This window comes from Sulfurirhabdus autotrophica (genome assembly GCF_004346685.1).
Taxonomy (GTDB): Bacteria; Pseudomonadota; Gammaproteobacteria; order Burkholderiales; family SMCO01; genus Sulfurirhabdus; species Sulfurirhabdus autotrophica.
The window spans coordinates 712006-729561 of the sequence record NZ_SMCO01000001.1; the positions used below are offsets into that span (position 1 = coordinate 712006).

Genomic DNA, 17556 nt, shown 5'->3' on the forward strand with positions numbered 1-17556 from the left:
CTTACCTCGAATTTTGATTGTATTTATTTAACTCTAGCCGTTTCTTGCCGTTTTACCAGCTCAAGCCATTAGTTAAAGCGCATGCTGATTTATTGTCTTAAAATCGGTATAATTACTGGATTTTTCTTTCACGACATGCTTTTTAATCAACCACTTCCAAAGCAGGGTTTACGCAAACGCTACACTAACCTCAATGGTTCAAGTGATGCCTTGGCTGTGGCGCAATTGGCCTTGCAAGCACAACCCCTGATTGTTATTACGGAAACAGCGCTGGAAGCGGCCCGCCTGTGCGAAGAAATCCCCTACTTTGCACCGCAACTCAAAGTTAGCCTGTTACCTGATTGGGAAACGCTCCCCTACGATACATTTTCTCCACATCAGGATCTGGTTTCAGAAAGATTAGCCACGCTTTACCAGATCAAGCACAACCAGTGTGACGTTGCAATCATTCCGGTCACCACTGCACTCTACCGCTTACCCCCTGTTGAATTTCTGGCAGCTTATACATTCTTTCTGAAGCAGGGCGAGAAACTGGATTTGGCCATATTCAAGAGCCAGATGACTTTGGCTGGATATAGCCACGTAAACCAGGTATTGACGCCCGGGGAATACAGTATACGGGGCGGTTTAATAGACTTGTTCCCCATGGGCAGCGCAGTACCCTACCGGGTCGATTTGTTCGACAATGAAGTGGAAACCATTCGCACTTTTGATGTGGATACTCAGCGGAGTATTTATCCGGTTAAAGAAATTCGCATGCTGCCTGCGCGCGAATTCCCTCTTGACGAAGGAGGTATCAGTCACTTTCGCCAGAGCTTCAGAGAAAAATTTGAAGGCGACCCATCCAAAAGCCAGCTATATAAGGATGTCAGCAAGGGTTTAGCACCCAATGGGGTGGAATATTATTTACCGCTGTTTTTTGATAACACGGCCACCTTGTTTGACTATATTCCTGACAACGCCACCCTTTGTCTTTACCACGCATTAGAGTCTGCCACTCAGCATTTCTGGCAAGACACCCAGTCACGTTTCGAATTGTTGCGTGGGGATCGTGATCGCCCTCTCCTGGCTCCGCAAGAGTTGTTCCTGACAGTCGATATTTTTTTCGGTGCGTTGAAAGCTTATCCGCGCATTGAAATACTCAAAAATGCCGAAGAAGCGTCGGAAACTAAAGATATCGTCGCATGTACCACTGGCCCCCTGCCTTCTATCCAGGTAGATCGACGAGCCGATGACCCCACACAAAAACTCAAACAGTTTGTGGATGGATTTAGTGGGCGTGTCCTGCTCCTTGCAGAAAGTTTGGGACGACGCGAAACCATGTCTCAATATTTTGCCGAGCAAGGTCTGATACCTTCGCTGTGCGAAGGCTATGAGCAATGCATGGACAGCGGCCAGCATTTCATGTTGGGTACAGGGCCCCTCAATAACGGCTTTATTCTGGATGATGGCCTCGTAGCCATCATTACAGAAAACGAGCTATACGCGAATCTGGTTCGGAGCCGGTCTGCAAGAGATATCTCACGCAAAACTTCAACAGAAGGCATGCTGCGCGACCTATCCGAGCTCAAAGTGGGTGATCCGGTAGTCCATGAGCAGCACGGAATCGGCCGTTACCTTGGTTTAATCAATATGGATCTGGGTGAAGGGGAAACGGAATTTCTGCATCTGGAATACACCGGTGGCGATAAATTATACGTCCCCGTTTCTCAGCTACACCTGATCAGTCGATACAGCGGCGCTTCGCCAGATGCTGCACCATTGCATAAATTAGGCAGCGGACATTGGGAAAAAGCCAAACACCGTGCCATGAAACAAATCCGCGACACAGCTGCGGAATTACTCAACCTTTATGCCCAGCGTGCTGCCCGCAAAGGCCATTCCTTCACGATAAAACAGCATGACTACGAAGCCTTTTCCGATGGTTTTGGCTTTGAAGAAACCCGTGATCAAGCCCAGGCTATTCAGGCGGTCATGGCTGACATGCAAAGCGGCAAACCCATGGACCGCCTTATCTGTGGTGATGTTGGCTTTGGTAAAACGGAAGTTGCGCTGCGTGCTGCATTTATCGCCATGATGGATGGGCGACAGGTTGCCGTTCTTGTGCCCACAACGCTTTTGGCTGAACAGCACTTTCTGACTTTTTCTGATCGATTTGCAGACTGGCCCATTAAAATTGCCGAAATATCCCGATTTCGTTCGGCCAAAGAGCAAGCTGAAGCCTTGAAGGGGCTGGCTGAAGGAAAAATCGATATTATCATCGGCACTCACCGCCTTATCCAGAAAGATGTGAAATTCAAAAATCTGGGGCTGGTCATCATTGATGAAGAGCATCGATTCGGTGTGCGTCAGAAAGAGCGTTTTAAAGCACTGCGCTCAGAAGTTGACGTCCTGACTCTAACTGCAACCCCTATCCCACGCACTTTGGCTATGTCATTGGAAGGACTGCGAGAATTCTCCATTATCGCTACCGCCCCGCAACGGCGGCTCGCAATCAAAACATTTGTCAGTAAATACAGCGATGGCGTGATTCGAGAGGCCGTCCTGCGTGAATTAAAACGCGGCGGACAAATCTACTTCCTGCACAATGAAGTCGAAACCATTCAGAACATGCAGGACAAACTCGTCAAGCTCTTGCCAGAGGCGCGCATTGCCATTGCCCACGGCCAAATGCGCGAACGTGAGTTGGAACATGTCATGCGTGACTTCTACCAGCAAAGGTTCAACATCCTGCTGTGTACCACTATCATCGAAACCGGTATCGATGTCCCCACGGCCAACACCATCATCATGAACCGGGCTGATCGTTTCGGACTGGCTCAGCTACACCAGTTACGCGGGCGTGTCGGCCGTTCCCATCATCAGGCATACGCCTATCTGCTTACCCCCGGTGACGAAGCGCTTTCCGCACAAGCAAAAAAACGACTGGAGGCCATCCAGATGATGGAAGACCTTGGTTCGGGCCTCTATCTTGCCATGCATGATCTGGAAATTCGTGGTGCCGGTGAAGTGTTAGGTGAATCGCAAAGTGGTGAAATGCAGGAAATAGGGTTTTCTCTTTACACCGAGATGCTAAACGCTGCAGTAAAATCACTCAAAAATGGTGAAGAACCTGACATGCTGCAACCGCTGGGTATTACGACAGAAATCAATCTGCACCAGCCAGCACTCTTACCCAACGACTATTGCGGCGATATTCACGAACGGCTGGTACTATACAAACGCCTTGCCAACTGTGATCTGCAAGAAGAATTGGACGGCTTGCATGAAGAGTTAGTTGACCGATTCGGCCTATTACCGGATGCTGCCAAAGCATTGCTGGAAACACATCGTTTGCGCATACTCTCAAAACCCCTGGGCATTGCCAGAATCGACGCTAGCAGTGAAAGTATATTAGTTCAATTTGTGCCTAATCCACCCATTGATGCGATAAAAATTATCCAGCTGATTCAGCAAAGACGCAATTACAAACTGAGTGGGCAGGACAAATTGCGAATCGAAGTGTCCACCCCAAACCTTGCTGAACGACTTAATACGATCAAAACACTGTTCAACGAACTTACTTAACTTTACAGGAAGCATTGTTTCATGAATCTGATTATCCAGGGCCTGGAAGTCCAAACTCAAGACCTCAAACAAATTGCCAAACTTTGTGCCGCAAACGGTATTGAAAGTATTAATCAGCAAGCCTTCCGTCTGGTAAACACCCACCACACTGACAACATTGCTGAAATTGAGTCTTATTGTGCAAACGCCAAACTGGATTACGCATTTGTTCCAGAAACCCGTGCTATTGATCAATTTGGCTTGCTTGTCATGGATATGGATTCCACCCTGATCACCATAGAATGCATCGACGAAATTGCCGATATGGTAGGCGTAAAGCCTCAAGTAGCGGAGATCACCGAAGCAGCCATGCGCGGCGAAATTGATTTTGCAGAAAGCCTGACGCGTCGGGTTGCACTGCTAAAAGGACTTGATGAATCTGCGCTGCAACGAGTCTATGATGAAAGACTGGAACTCAGTCCTGGCGCAGAAAAAATGTTAAAAAAACTGAAAGACCACGGCATAAAAACTTTGCTCGTTTCAGGGGGATTTACTTTTTTCACAGAAAAACTCAAATCTCGCTTAGGACTGGATTACGCCTCATCCAATACCCTTGAAATCATTGACGGGAAACTCACTGGCAATGTCCTGGGGAAAATTCTGGATGCACAAGGCAAAGCTGATGCACTGAATCAGCTTCGTACAGAACTAGGTATGACAAAAGAACAGGTAATCAGTATGGGGGATGGCGCAAACGACCTGAAAATGATGGCCGAGGCAGGTATCAGTATTGCTTATCGGGCAAAGCCGATAGTAAGAGCACAAGCCAGCTATGCCATCAGCCACGTTGGACTGGATGGCATGCTCAATCTGCTTAATGCATTATAGTAATTTAAACATGGACAGGCTGGTCACTTGCACATATGTTTTTTGCGAAGCTTCCAGATTAAACTGGCGCTGGGTCATCTCACTGATTATTTTATAGGGATCTACATCCAGCAATGATGAAAGCGTTGCAGTATATTGGAGAGTCAAATCGCTATTAATACTTTGTGCGTTATCTATTTCATTCAATCGCAAGCCAACCGATGCCCTGACTGTAGAAACATTCTTTAATTCGTTACTTAATTCAGCCAAGGCTGTTTGTACAGCGGTTGCAACAGAGGCTGGCGTTGCCGTTGAATTCAATGCATTGGCTAAGTCATCCAGCGTTTTAAAGATATCTTGACCTGCAACGCCCGGCTTAAAAACGGCCGCACCAGAATCATTCGCATCGATTTGTCGTGAAGGGCTGATCTGAATTTTTCTCTGTCCTTGATCCCCAACATACACTCCCGCACCGCTCAGTTGGGTAAAAGGTGGTGTTGAACCTTGGTAGTACCCTGAAAAAATATACTCACCACTACTATCTTTCTGATTAGCCAACCCTAACAACTCATTGTATCTGGCACGTACTGCAACACCCAGACCTTCATATCCTACAGACCCGATCGTTGGGTTACCCGCCTGTACAGCACTATCCTGAACATTTTGAATCAAACTGGTAATACTGCCCAAAAACCCATCTTCCAGACTTAAGTTTCCTTTTACCAAGTTTGCATTCGCATCATATTGTTTGATAATTGATTGCGATTGCTGCATCTCTAACCCACGAGCAGAAGCGATAGGATCATCCGAAGGATTTAAAACACGCCTCCCTGTAGAAAACTGCTCCTGATTTTTTACCAAAGCAGCTTGCTGGTCTTGCATCGCTTTGACGCCGGTTTCATAAATCATATTAGAACTAATACGCATGGCAGCTCCTTACTATCCTAGGCTCAAAATTGTATCAAACAATTTAGATGAAATTTCCAGCGCTTTGCTTGCTGCCTGATAAGCCTGTTGATATCGAACAAGATTTGCAGCCTCTTCATCCAGATTCACACCAGATAAAGATTGTTCTGCCTGACGTGTCTGATCAATCAGTGAAGTTTGCGCCTGATTTCTGATGTCGATTTCGCGTGTTTTAATGCCAACCGTGCTAACTAACTGGCTGTACGCACTCTGATAAGAAACTGTAGCTTTACCCGCCGCATTATTGACGAGTGTATTTGCTGTTTGCAAACTGGTTAACTGAAGCGCGTTTCGATTATCACTGGTAGCAGTAAAACCAGGGCCATAATTTGGAGAGATATTAAAAGTATCTCCGTTAGCCGGTGTGCCAGTAATGACAAAATTCACGCCATTCAAAGATATCGTACTGCCAGATGTGTAGGGAATGGGTGCACCGCCGTTGTAACTTGGATCAGCAGAAGACTTTACAAAAGATGAAGTGCTGCTGTCGTATGTCAGCGTTACACTAGCAGTTGGCAGAGTTGCCACACTGCTAACACCGTTAGAACTAATCTGTCCAGTACCCGTATTACTCGGTGTTGCAGAAGTCTGAACCGGTGCAGCTGCAGCGAGATCAGATGTATTCGTTATAGCTACGCTAATATCACGCGCACCATAACGCGTTGGCAATACCAGGAAAGAGTCGCCATTATTGGGAGTACCCGAAGCACTTAAGGTAATTCCGCCAATTGCGGTAGAAAGCGATGCAGCTGCAACGGTTGTAGACGTATTTGAAGTCAGATCGGTGATATTGTAATTTGCCCCTGCTGAATCATAAGTTATTCTATAACTGCCAGTCGTCAGTGAACCCGCAGCGTTAGGGTCAAATGCTGCTGTGAGCTTTACTCCACTGGTATTATTTGTATTTCCACTTACGGAAGGGGACGTGGCAGCTATACTAAAAAAATCTTTTCCCAATACACCGTTCAGATCAACGCCTAGCTTATGTTGGCTATTAAATGTTTCGGCTAAACCAACAGCCACCCTGCCTAATGAGTTTTGAGCAGTTTCGAGAATATTACTGCGAAAATCCAGCAATCCGCCTAATTTACCACCGCCAAGGCTTGCAGTGCTAATAGGTGTATTGGTCGTACCGCTTGAGTTGTAACCAATTACCAGATTATCTGGATCCTCAGCTGACTGATTAACCGTTAAACTGAATGTGCGTTGCCCAACTACCAATGCCTGACCGTTTCCAATATAGACATTTAGGGTGCCATCATATTGCTTTACAACAGTTGCCTTAGCCAGCTTGTTGAGATCACTGACTAATTTATCACGTAGATCCAATAAATCATTAGGTGACTGAGTCGCACTTGCCGTTCCCTGAGCCAAAACAATTTGTTCATTCAAGTTGGCAATTTGTTTTGCGGCGGAGTTAATTTCAGCAACAGTCCCAGACAATTGAGTATTCACATCCTGACGTAAATCAGAAAGGCGCTGATTAATTGTGCCAAAACGACTCACTAAAGTTTGTGCTTCACTCAATACTGATTGTCGCGCTGGAGCTGAAGATGGATTTGAGGCCAGCTCCTGAACGGCGCTAAAAAACTGCTGTACTGAAGGGGAGAGTCCCGCATTGGGATCAGCCAATAAATTATCTATCTGTTTGACTTGACCGTAATACGCGTTCAGGTATTGACCTTGTGCCTCGGTATTCATCACTTGATCGGTTAAAAATTGACTATATAACCGTTGAACGTCGGTAACCTGAACACCTTGCCCCAGGAAGCCCACACCCGATTGCTGAGGTATAGCAGCACCCTGAATAATTTGCTGGCGATGAAAACCGGGCGTAGCAGCATTGGCAATATTATGTTGGGTCGTGATCAAACCGGCTTGAGCAGCCTGAAGTGCGGATATCCCAATACTATATGTGCTCATCTAAACTCCCAGAATGGCACCGAATGGCCATCAATTTAACTATTTATCGGCTGAAAAATCGGAAACTTAAATGATATTTTACATCCCCGTTTAAATACCTGTTTATCAGCTCGTTACAAATTAACATTGTAAATATATAAGTAAAAATCGAAACTCAGGCATTTGTTAACGCAAGCTGCATCGTTTTGCTATTTAAAATACGAGTAATTTTGCTGGCGTAAAGTGGATCCGTTGCATATCCGCCTTGCTGCAAACCTTTGGCAAATCCTGCCGCATCTGTCCCTTGCTCAAGAGCTGAAGCATAGCGTGGATTATTACGCAGTAAATCCGCATAATCACGAAAAGCATCCGCATAGGAATCATAGGCGCGAAAACGCTCAACTGATTTAGTCGCCACGCCGTTGACATATTCTGTTGTCGTTGCCTCGGCTACCGCCCCTTTCCAGTTTTTTCCTGCCTTGATACCAAACAGGTTATAGCTGTTATTTCCCGCTGTATCGCGAATTTCGCGGCGCCCCCAACCACTTTCCAATGCAGCATGACCAATCAGAAAATGTGCCGGCACACCCAATTCTTTACTTGCATCAACCGCTTGTGGCCACATTTTATCAACAAAATCTTTGGGGGAATTCATTCGTGCTGCATCTGAGGGGGTTTCTGCCGCACCCGGAATCACATTCATTTCAGGCAATGGCGTACCTACAATACGATTAGCAGCAGTAACATTGCGCTCAAGTGGCTTTATGACAGGCGGTACATCGCCAGGTTGCACTGAATTGCGCGTTAACTGCTTTACCATCATGTCTGCAAGTCCCAAACCGCCGGAAGTGGAGAACTTCTGAGACAGCTGCTGATCCAGGATGCCTGTATATAAATCGGATTGACTGCTATCAAATAGACCGTCTTTAGGTGTTGCATCGCGCATGCTTTTGAGCAGCATGTTCATGAACAGCGCTTCAAACTGCTTGGCAACCACTTTAAGTGATTCAGTAGTATCCGTTTTAGCTGCCATGCGCAGCTTGCCGACGCTATTAACATCCAACGCAAAATCTGTATGAGTATCTAATCGGTTAATCATAAAGACCGCCCCTCATTCATTAGATCACTTCCAACTCAGCGCGTAGTGCACCTGCGGATTTCATGGCTTGCAATATGGCCAGCATATCCTGTGGGGTAGCGCCAACTGCATTCAATGCCTTAACCACATCACCCAGATTAACACTGGCTGGCAACACAATCAGCCCACCTTTTCCAAACACCACATCAACCTGCGCCTTTTCAGCCACAACTGTTTTACCCTTTGAAAGCGGTGCGGGTTGACTGACAACCGGTTCACTTGAAATGGTAACAGATAAATTACCATGTGCCACCGCACATTTATCCACAGTCACCGTCTGATTCATGACTACAGATCCAGTTCGCGCATTCACAATGACTTTGGGTGCAGATATCCCTGGATTTACCGGCAAGTTTTCCATTCTGGCCATAAAAGCCACACGCTGATTGGCATCCAAAGGGGCACGCACCTGAATCATGCGACTGTCCAACGCATTGGCGACGCCATCTCCCATAGCCAGATTTATAGCCTGCACCATTCGATTTGCTGTAGTAAAGTCAGCGTCGTTCAATTCCAGATTAACATATTCACCTTGGCCTAAAGGGGTATCCACTTGCCTTTCCACTGTTGCGCCAGACGGTATGCGCCCAACATTCAAATGGTTCACCTGAGCGCTGCTCCCTCCGGCTGAAGCACCTGCACCGCTCACCACAATATTCCCCTGAGCAACGGCATAGACCTGACCATCCGCTCCTTTTAAAGGACTCATCAATAACGTTCCGCCACGCAAGCTTTTAGCGTTTCCAATGGAAGAAACTGTCACATCAAGAAGTTGGCCTGGCCGGGTAAAAGCCTGCAAACTGGCTGTCACTGTCACGGCCGCCACATTTTTCAATTGCAAACTTGTGCCGGCGGGCAAATTAACGCCCAGCTGCGACATCATGCTGACCAAACTTTGCACTGTAAATGGCGTTTGCGTGGTCTGATCGCCGCTGCCGTCCAGACCCACAACCAAACCATAACCAATTAACTGGTTGGTGCGCACACCTTGTATAGAAGCGATGTCCTTGATCCGATCCGCACGGGCCGGCAGCACGGTCAAAAGTGCCGAAACCAGTAATATCCAGCGCATTTTTTTCATTTTTAACATCATTATATTTCCTCTAAGCCCTGCTCAGAAAGGTAGCACTGTCAGGAAAAATCTAGCCAGCCAGCCCATGGTCTGCGCTTCATCAATATACCCCGTACCCTTGTATTCGATTCTTGCATCAGCCACTTTGGTTGAAGATACCGCATTACTTCCATTGATAGTAGTTGGATTGACAATACCAGAGAAACGTATGTATTCAGTCCCCTGATCAATCGCCACTTGTTTTTCACCACTCACAAGCAAATTGCCATTGGCAAGCACTTCAATCACTGTTACGGCAATATTGCCCGTGAACAAGTTATTGCTGCCGCTATCCCCTTTACCAGCAAAAGTATTCGAAGATGAACCATCTAGCGCAGTACCCTGGAAAGTTTTGCCAGGCAAGCCAAATATGGTGGGCACTGAGGCACTGGCACTGCCAGTTCGACTGGCTGAACTACTGGATTTTTTAGTCGCGTTGGTTTTTTCTTCAATGAGTATATTCAAGGTATCGCCGACAAAGCGCGCTCGTCTGTCCTCAAAAAGTGTCAACCTGGCAGTTTCTGCCTTATAGATACCACCGTTTGCCGCTGCTTTTTCAGGCATCGGCTGCGGTCTGGCGCTCATCGGCTGATGAACATTTGTTGGTGGAACCATGGCACATCCAGATAACACGAGCATTCCCAGGCATCCGGATAATAAAATCTTGCTTACGTTTTTCAGCATATTCACTTCCACCACTTTTAACTGGAACACACTTTAATTTAAAGCAAGATTAATGCCAGTTTTTATGTCATCTGAACCAGTTTCTGAAGCATCTGATCAGAAGTAGTGATTGCTTTAGAATTAATCTCGAAAGCACGCTGTGTCTGAATCATGTTAACCAACTCTTCAGCCACATTGACGTTAGAAGTTTCCACCATCCCCTGATTCAGGACACCCAAACCATTTGCGCCAGGTGCATTAGCACTGGGCGCACCCGATGCAGAGGTTTCAACGTACAAATTTTCACCCTGGCTTTGCAAACCAGCCGGATTGATAAAACTTGCCAGTTGCAAACTACCCACTTGAGAAGGGTTAGCACTGCCAGGCTGCAATACAGATACTGTACCATCCCGGGCGACTGTTACGGTAATGGCATCAGCGGGAACTGTAATAGCCGGCTGCAGTTGATAACCGCTGGCTGTTACAACTTGCCCCTGACTATCCACCTGAAAAGAACCATCACGCGTATAAGCAGTAGTACCATCCGGCTGCAAAATCTGAAAGAATCCCTTACCGCTGATAGCAATATCCAGCGTGTTGCCTGTTTGCTGAAGATTTCCCTGAGTAAAAATTCTTTCTGTCGCTACCGGCCGAACCCCCGTACCTACCTGAAGACCAGATGGCAATTGCGTTTGCTGAGAGGATTGCGCACCCGGCTGACGCAATGTCTGATAGAGCAAATCTTCAAAAACGCCTCGCGCCCGTTTGAAACCGTTTGTACTCACGTTTGCAAGGTTGTTGGATATGACATCCATCTGCAACTGCTGGGCTTCCAGTCCGGTTTTGGCAATCCATAATGAGCGAATCATGATTTTCCTTTTTTATCTTAAAATCGACTTTCCGCGTTATGCGGTAAGGCTCAGAATCTGGCTGCTTGATTGCGCATTACTTGCCGCTGTTTGTATCAGTTTTGTTTGCATATCAAACTGTCTGGCCAAGTTAATCATATTTACCAATATTTCTGCAGCATTTACATTACTGCCTTCCAACGCCCCTCCAGCCAAATTCACATTGGCATCTGCTGGTGCTATCGTACCGTCCCTAAGTCGAAACAGACCGTCGCCCGACTTAACGATATTAATCTCAGACGGGTTAACCAGTTTAATCCGGCCAACAATGGCTCCTGAAGCAGCCTGCCCAATCGGCACTGTGGAGACAGTTCCATCTTTACCTACAGTAATTTCAGAATCAGGCGGGATAGAGATTGGACCAGAATCGCCCAATACATTTTGGCCGTCGCGTGTTTGCAACACACCATTGGGACTGATCTGCAAACTGCCATTGCGGGTATACGCCTCACTACCATCAGAAGCCTGCACTGCAATCCAGCCCTTACCGTGAACCGCCATGTCCAGATCACGCCCGGTTTGCTGGATCACACCAGGCGTAAAATCGGCGCCAGTTGTGGAATCCACTACAAAAGTCCGAGTAGGCAGCCCCTCTCCATATACAGGCAACGCACGGAAAGCATTTAACTCTGCCTTGAAACCGGTTGTCGTTACATTGGCAAGGTTATGGGCTACCGTAGCCTGCTGCCCTAACGTATGGTTAGCGCCTGTCATTGCAATATAGATCATGCGATCCATTTGATTACCCTCTCAATCCTTCAGTTATCTCAAGTTCACCAATGTCTGCAGAACCTGATCCTGCGTTTTAATAGTTTGCGCATTGGCCTGATATGAACGTTGGGCTGTAATCATGTTTACCAATTCCTGAGTCAGATCCACATTTGAATCTTCTACAGCTGACGACTGCAACACCCCTAAGCTCGATGTACCCGGCGCACCTGGAATTGGCTGACCTGAAGCTGCCGTTTCCGCCCAAAGGTTATTACCCAGCGGCTGCAATCCCTGCGGATTTTTAAAATCTGCCAGCACTACTTGCCCGAGATTGAGTGACTGACCGTTTGAATACCGAGCCTGCAAAATGCCGTCAGCGTCAATTCCAAAGCCTGTTGTTCGTCCTGAAGCATAACCATTTTGAGTTAACGCACTGACACCAAACGAACTTCCATATTGTGTTGAACCAGTAAAGCTTGGTAAAAACGATGCAATCGCAGTTGCTCCTGTCCCCAGCATGGTAGATGTAATTGCAGGCAACGTCACCGTAGATGAAGCCAGCGCGCCGGTACTTGCACTAAAGGTTAGCGTACCCAAACTGGTAACCGCTGTTGGCGTCCCTGTTGGCGTTGTAGCAGGCGTGGCATTCAATATAGTGACATCGCCAGCCGGGTTCGTCACGGTGCCATATACATCCCATGTGTTTGCAGCAGTTTTTGCAAAATAGACACCCAGCGTTTGCGCATTCCCCAAAGCATCATAAACTGTCATAGCAGTTGACGTAGTGTAAGACGTTGTTACCGTGGGGTCGAAGGGCGTGGCCGTAACAACTGAAGCGCGCGAATCCAGATTCACGCCAATATTTGCAGTGGTAGTCACTGACGGCGGAAGATTTGCCGTTGTCACCTGCATATTGGTTATCGATCCAGGGGTAATAACACCCGCAGCATTAGCAGCATAGCCTGTCAGGTTCTTTCCTGAAGAAGTAACAATGAAACCATCTTTATCCAACTGAAACTGACCGTTTCGAGCATACGCAATCGTACCGTTATCACTTATCCGGTAAAACCCTTTTCCATTTATTGCAAGATCCAGTGGGTTGTTGCTAGTGGTTACATTACCCTGAGTAAATTGCTGCACAACGGATGACACCTGCGTACCAATACCAATTTGCAAACCACCAGCACCTGTCAGAGAATTTGCATACACGTCTGCAAACTGCGCTTGGGAAGCCTTAAAACCCACCGTTCCAGAATTCGATACGTTATTACCAATCGTATCCAGATTCTTGGAAGCCGCATTTAACCCGCTCAATCCTTGTTGGAAGCCCATATCTGTCTCCTGATTTCTATAGTATTTGTTTGATCAGCGATAATGCAACAGTCCCTAAACCCGTAGTGTTCAGTGCCGTGCCCAGTGCACCCAATGTAACGCTGCCAACCTGACCATAAGCCAGTTGATCCGCCACAACACTAACACCTTTCTGCACGGCTTTAACGCTAAAGGCATAAGCACCATCTGCAGCAGTTGACCCATCACTCTTAACACCATCCCATTGAAAAGCAACTACACCTGCGTTTTGTGGACCCAAATCAATACTCTGCTGCGCATTACCAGCAAGATCGTTCACAGTCACGACAACACTGTCTGCTGGTTGACTTAAATCAATCCCACCAATTGCCATGCCACTTTGCAACGCGAGCGATGAGCCAGGCGCCAAAACACCTCTACCAATCAACGAAGCTGCTTGCAAGGTTTGACCTTGCGCATAGGAGGCAGACAGTGCTTGCACCGTAGCATTAAGCTTATTGATACCATCAACCGTACTAAGTTGTGCCAATTGAGAGGTAACCTGCGCATTATCCAGCGGATTTAACGGATCCTGGTTTTGCATTTGCGTGACAAGTAATTTCAAAAACCGAGTCTGACCATCATCTACAGCCGATTTGGTGACAGCGCTGGTATTATTCACGCCAAACAACTGACTAGCGCTTGTCGCATCCTGAACTGTGCTCATTTTATTTCTCCTTTAACCTGTTACTGCCCTAAAGCCAATGTCTTAAGCAGTAACGTCTTGGCTGTATTCATCATATCCACGTTGGTTTGATACGAACGGGATGCGGAAATCATATTCACCATTTCTTCCACAACATTTACATTCGGCATAGATACATAACCTTTTGAATCCGCCAAAGGATTTTTCGGGTCATATACCTGTTTCATCGGAGAGGGATCTTCAATAACCGAAGTCACTTTGACACCCGTTGCGCCGGCAGCCTGAAGTGGCACTGCTGAAAAAACCACTTGTTTAGCGCGATAGGGCTGACCTGTGGAACTTGTTGCACTATCTGCATTGGCCAGATTACTCGCCACCACATTCAGCCTTTGTGACTGCGCAGTTAACGCGGAACCCGCAATGCTAAAGACATTAAACATTGACATAGTTATTGACCTTGAATTGCAGACTTTCTCATCTGAACTTCAGCATTCAGAAAACTGAGGACAGCCTGGTAATGAATGGCATTGTCAGTAAATTGCGCCATTTCCACATTTGTATCTACAGTATTGCCGTCAATACTGGCTTGTGAAGGCACTCTGTACATTTCAGCGGCATTCAGAGGCCCACCAGCGTGGCCTTTAATATGGGCGGATGCTGATGTATCCATGGGCAATACACCCCGTGCTGATTGGGCACCTTTCAACACACTTGCGAAATCTACATCGACTGCTTTGTAATTAGGGGTATCCGCATTAGCAATATTTGAGGCCAGCATTTGTTGACGATGGGCGCGCAGATTCAACGCATCCTCAAAAAAATTATTAACTGAGCTCATTCCTTTCATCATCGCAAGCAAACTCCAAATTAGTTACTTGATAAAGACACAAGCATGAAACATGCCAAGTCGGTTTATTGCGAAACTGAATGACTTAATGCTTGAATTATTCGAAGAGAAAAAATAATGCGGCAATTCTTGCCGCCCATACGGCAAGAATTGCATTGGAACAACGAAGGGATGTTTATTGCAGAGAACGACTTAAAAAATAGGATTCAAAATTGATATAGCTCAGAAACGGTTACGCCACTTCCACTCTGTTTCGACCCGCTTCCTTGGCAACATATACCGCCTTATCCGCCCGACCAATCAAAGACTCAACACCTTCATCAGGAAGACGTTCGGCAATACCGGCACTAAACGTGATGAGCACACGTTCGTTCTTGTGCAAGAAAAACTTTTTGGTTAATTCTCGTTGAACCCGTGTCATCACCTTAACGGCTTCTTCAACGGGCGTATCGGGCAATATAATGACAAACTCTTCCCCACCATACCGTGCAATCGTATCCATCGGCCGCAAAGCCTCTTTTACAACGCGCACCAGGTGAATCAAAGCCTCATCCCCAGCCTGATGACCGAGAGAGTCGTTTAATCGCTTAAAATGATCCACGTCCAGAACCGCTACAGATAAGCTAGACTTTACGCGATCAGACCTTGCTATCTCTCGCTCGAACGCGTCGTCCATACCCCGGCGGTTCAAAGTGCCTGTTAACTGGTCTTCGCGCACCAGTTCACTCACCTCATCCAACTCAACTTCCAGCTTAATAATTTTCTGCTCAGCTGATTCAACCTGCTTCCGCGCTTCTATCAACTCATCTCGCGAACGCATTACATCTAACTGCATGCCTTTAGTATCTGCCAGCAACTCTTCCAGAATTTTATTCAGTTGCAGAATATCCTCTGTCTGACTGATTTTGGTTGAGTAACCTTCAATCTTCGAATGATATCCGTCAGTACTTTCAGACAGTTCACCCAATCGATCTACAAAGGTAGTCAGCATGTTTTTCAGGGTAGTTTTTGCGTCATTCAAGCTATGCTTCAATGCGCTTTGCTTGTATATCACTTCCTTAAAACTTCTCTCAGCATCAAACAGCGAGCGAGTATCCAAAGGCTGAGCAATAATCTCCTGAATCACCGCGACTTGCCCATGCAACCATTGGTCATCAATGACCAACTCGCCTACATTATCCACTAGCAAACGCAATAAGCTCATTATGCCAGCCAGCACTTCAGAATCGCTCTCACCCCTTACTTCCAGCTTAAACCAGAATTGTTTCAAATCCTTTGCAAGCCCTTGAAATGCAAGCTCATCCCTAGCTTCTCTGGCCTGTTTTGCTAATTTACCAGCCTCGCCCATCAGTTCAGGAAAATGCGACAAACGTGGCATCACACCTAACTCCAGTGACTGCACCAACAATTCTTGAAGGTATGACTTTGCATCCCCTTTAATGATGCCTGCCAATTGATCTTCACTTCTGGATTGCCTGGGCACTTCACTCTTAGACTCAATCGTCTTAGATTCGGGTTTGCCAACCTCTGCATCAGCCAAACTATCATCCATCTCAATGCCAGATTGCTTGGGCATTTCTGACCAGGATCGAACCAAAGCACCCAGTTTTTCCTGAAGCGCTGCAGAATCGGCAGAGAAATTAGCCAGTACGCGGTCAACACCTTCACGTTTTCGTTTTGAAGTAATACCGCTATGTTTCAGTTCCCATTGTTTGAGCAACTCTTTGATCAAAGTTCCCCAGGAACCTTTTGCTGAACCTGCTACACCTGTACCGCTAGCCAGCGCTGAGAAAGCATGCTCAAATTCTACCCAGTTTTTTTCAGAAAATGCCTTTTCCAGCAAATGCACTGGCTGTTTAAGCCCCGGCGCGTTTTTGACGACATCTTTAAAGATTTTCTGAAGAGCAGGCTCTATACCAGTAGCTACATCCCCTCCAGCACCAGAAATTTCTTGATAAAGCTTTTGATAGTTATCAGGTGTAGGAACCAATCGACGAGTCGTCAAGAGTTTCAACGTTTCACGCGCGATATCTGTAGGGTTAGTGAGCTTTTGCATAGGATTTTATTGAAAGTAATCTAAAACAAAAATAAACATAGAATAGGCCTTATTTTTGTAATTTTCCATTGAATATCATATCATCCGAAAGGATGTTGCCACAATCGCGCATCCTTCCCAATCATCTGGAATTTTTCATGTTACGCATTCGTCTGCTCTTACTATTCTGCTTTTTAGTACCACACTCTGCTTTGGCAGCCTGGCAAGACATTAATGAAATGCGCAATACGATTGATCAATACATTAAATCTCAAACAACTGAATTGCCAGGCAAAGTTGAAACATCCATCGGTACTATTGACCCTCGATTACAACTACCACAATGCCTGAAACTGGAAGCATTTAATATTTCTGGCGGCAGACTTTGGGGAAACAGTACTGTAGGCATTCGTTGCGAGCAGCCTTCATCCTGGTCAATCTATGTACCTGTCAATGTCAAAGTCACAGGAGAGGTTGTGGTCAGTGCACGCCCATTATCCCGTGGCGCGACAATTGGACCGGATGACCTCACTAGACAAAACGCAGATTTAACACAATTACCATCAAGCGTCATAACTCAGCCTGAACAGGCCATTGGCAAAACCGTCACCAGCAGTGTACCGGCTGGAAATATCCTGCGTATTGAAATGCTACGCGCCCCAATTGCAGTAAAGCAAGGTCAAATCGTAAAAATCATCACCAAGGGTTCCGGATTTACTGTCAGCTCTGAAGGAAAAGCATTGTCCAGTGCAAGTGCAGACCAGATAATTTCGGTACGCACATCATCCGGTCAAATTATTAGTGGAACGGTCACCCCTGAAGGAACGGTAGAAGTTCAATTCTAAAATTCGTTCCACTCAAGACGC

The 17556-nt window shown here is 46.5% G+C and carries 15 protein-coding genes; 3 read left to right on the forward strand and 12 right to left on the reverse strand.

Annotation, left to right across the window (positions count from 1 at the left end):
• The first annotated feature begins 135 nt into the window (after nt 1-135).
• On the forward strand, nt 136-3567 hold the full coding sequence (gene mfd / locus EDC63_RS03420) for a transcription-repair coupling factor (protein ID WP_124947387.1): 3432 nt from the start codon (nt 136-138) through the stop codon (nt 3565-3567).
• Between the two features lie 21 nt (nt 3568-3588).
• The gene (gene serB / locus EDC63_RS03425; RefSeq protein ID WP_124947386.1) at nt 3589-4434 is read left to right on the forward strand and encodes a phosphoserine phosphatase SerB; all 846 of its coding nucleotides are present in this window, start codon (nt 3589-3591) and stop codon (nt 4432-4434) included.
• Here serB and flgL read toward each other — a convergent pair.
• The 12 genes from flgL to EDC63_RS03485 form a co-directional block, all read right to left on the reverse strand.
• A complete protein-coding gene (flgL, locus tag EDC63_RS03430) occupies nt 4429-5340 on the reverse strand; it encodes a flagellar hook-associated protein FlgL (RefSeq protein ID WP_124947385.1) in 912 nt (303 codons plus the stop codon). The two genes, serB and flgL, sit on opposite strands and share 6 nt — an antisense overlap.
• 12 nt (nt 5341-5352) lie before the next feature.
• On the reverse strand, nt 5353-7302 hold the full coding sequence (flgK, locus tag EDC63_RS03435) for a flagellar hook-associated protein FlgK (protein WP_124947384.1): 1950 nt from the start codon (nt 7300-7302) through the stop codon (nt 5353-5355).
• A 154-nt stretch (nt 7303-7456) separates the two neighbouring features.
• Nucleotides 7457-8380 carry a flagellar assembly peptidoglycan hydrolase FlgJ gene (gene flgJ / locus EDC63_RS03440; RefSeq protein ID WP_124947383.1) on the reverse strand — a complete coding sequence of 308 codons (924 nt, stop codon included), beginning with the start codon at nt 8378-8380 and terminating at the stop codon, nt 7457-7459.
• A gap of 19 nt (nt 8381-8399) precedes the next feature.
• The gene (locus tag EDC63_RS03445; RefSeq protein WP_124947983.1) at nt 8400-9500 is read right to left on the reverse strand and encodes a flagellar basal body P-ring protein FlgI; all 1101 of its coding nucleotides are present in this window, start codon (nt 9498-9500) and stop codon (nt 8400-8402) included.
• Nucleotides 9501-9533: 33 nt separating this feature from the next.
• Nucleotides 9534-10214, reverse strand: coding sequence for a flagellar basal body L-ring protein FlgH (locus EDC63_RS03450; RefSeq protein ID WP_124947382.1), 681 nt, complete (start codon nt 10212-10214; stop codon nt 9534-9536).
• A 62-nt stretch (nt 10215-10276) separates the two neighbouring features.
• Entirely contained in the window at nt 10277-11062 is a 786-nt protein-coding gene (gene flgG, locus EDC63_RS03455; RefSeq protein ID WP_124947381.1) for a flagellar basal-body rod protein FlgG, read from the reverse strand.
• 36 nt (nt 11063-11098) lie between these two features.
• Nucleotides 11099-11839, reverse strand: coding sequence for a flagellar basal-body rod protein FlgF (flgF, locus tag EDC63_RS03460; protein ID WP_124947380.1), 741 nt, complete (start codon nt 11837-11839; stop codon nt 11099-11101).
• A gap of 24 nt (nt 11840-11863) precedes the next feature.
• Nucleotides 11864-13144, reverse strand: coding sequence for a flagellar hook protein FlgE (gene flgE / locus EDC63_RS03465; RefSeq protein WP_124947379.1), 1281 nt, complete (start codon nt 13142-13144; stop codon nt 11864-11866).
• Between the two features lie 16 nt (nt 13145-13160).
• Nucleotides 13161-13829: a flagellar hook assembly protein FlgD gene (locus tag EDC63_RS03470; RefSeq protein ID WP_124947378.1), complete on the reverse strand. Its 669-nt coding sequence runs from the start codon at nt 13827-13829 to the stop codon at nt 13161-13163.
• A 20-nt stretch (nt 13830-13849) separates the two neighbouring features.
• Nucleotides 13850-14254 carry a flagellar basal body rod protein FlgC gene (gene flgC, locus EDC63_RS03475; protein ID WP_124947377.1) on the reverse strand — a complete coding sequence of 135 codons (405 nt, stop codon included), beginning with the start codon at nt 14252-14254 and terminating at the stop codon, nt 13850-13852.
• Nucleotides 14255-14256: 2 nt separating this feature from the next.
• Entirely contained in the window at nt 14257-14646 is a 390-nt protein-coding gene (gene flgB / locus EDC63_RS03480) for a flagellar basal body rod protein FlgB (protein ID WP_223272269.1), read from the reverse strand.
• Nucleotides 14647-14887: 241 nt separating this feature from the next.
• Nucleotides 14888-16711 (reverse strand): sensor domain-containing diguanylate cyclase, encoded by a 1824-nt coding sequence (locus EDC63_RS03485; RefSeq protein ID WP_124947375.1) that lies wholly within the window; start codon nt 16709-16711, stop codon nt 14888-14890.
• A gap of 137 nt (nt 16712-16848) precedes the next feature.
• Between EDC63_RS03485 and flgA the strand changes: the two genes are divergently transcribed.
• Nucleotides 16849-17535: a flagellar basal body P-ring formation chaperone FlgA gene (gene flgA, locus EDC63_RS03490; protein WP_124947374.1), complete on the forward strand. Its 687-nt coding sequence runs from the start codon at nt 16849-16851 to the stop codon at nt 17533-17535.
• Nucleotides 17536-17556 lie beyond the last annotated feature (21 nt).

Coding starts and splice junctions, on each gene's coding strand:
- mfd (WP_124947387.1), top strand. CDS start 136: ATGCTTTTTAATCAACCACTTCCAAAGCAGGGTTTACGCAAACGCTAC.
- serB (WP_124947386.1), top strand. CDS start 3,589: ATGAATCTGATTATCCAGGGCCTGGAAGTCCAAACTCAAGACCTCAAA.
- flgL (WP_124947385.1), bottom strand. CDS start 5,340: ATGCGTATTAGTTCTAATATGATTTATGAAACCGGCGTCAAAGCGATG.
- flgK (WP_124947384.1), bottom strand. CDS start 7,302: ATGAGCACATATAGTATTGGGATATCCGCACTTCAGGCTGCTCAAGCC.
- flgJ (WP_124947383.1), bottom strand. CDS start 8,380: ATGATTAACCGATTAGATACTCATACAGATTTTGCGTTGGATGTTAAT.
- EDC63_RS03445 (WP_124947983.1), bottom strand. CDS start 9,500: ATGAAAAAAATGCGCTGGATATTACTGGTTTCGGCACTTTTGACCGTG.
- EDC63_RS03450 (WP_124947382.1), bottom strand. CDS start 10,214: ATGCTGAAAAACGTAAGCAAGATTTTATTATCCGGATGCCTGGGAATG.
- flgG (WP_124947381.1), bottom strand. CDS start 11,062: ATGATTCGCTCATTATGGATTGCCAAAACCGGACTGGAAGCCCAGCAG.
- flgF (WP_124947380.1), bottom strand. CDS start 11,839: ATGGATCGCATGATCTATATTGCAATGACAGGCGCTAACCATACGTTA.
- flgE (WP_124947379.1), bottom strand. CDS start 13,144: ATGGGCTTCCAACAAGGATTGAGCGGGTTAAATGCGGCTTCCAAGAAT.
- EDC63_RS03470 (WP_124947378.1), bottom strand. CDS start 13,829: ATGAGCACAGTTCAGGATGCGACAAGCGCTAGTCAGTTGTTTGGCGTG.
- flgC (WP_124947377.1), bottom strand. CDS start 14,254: ATGTCAATGTTTAATGTCTTTAGCATTGCGGGTTCCGCGTTAACTGCG.
- flgB (WP_223272269.1), bottom strand. CDS start 14,646: ATGAGCTCAGTTAATAATTTTTTTGAGGATGCGTTGAATCTGCGCGCC.
- EDC63_RS03485 (WP_124947375.1), bottom strand. CDS start 16,711: ATGCAAAAGCTCACTAACCCTACAGATATCGCGCGTGAAACGTTGAAA.
- flgA (WP_124947374.1), top strand. CDS start 16,849: ATGTTACGCATTCGTCTGCTCTTACTATTCTGCTTTTTAGTACCACAC.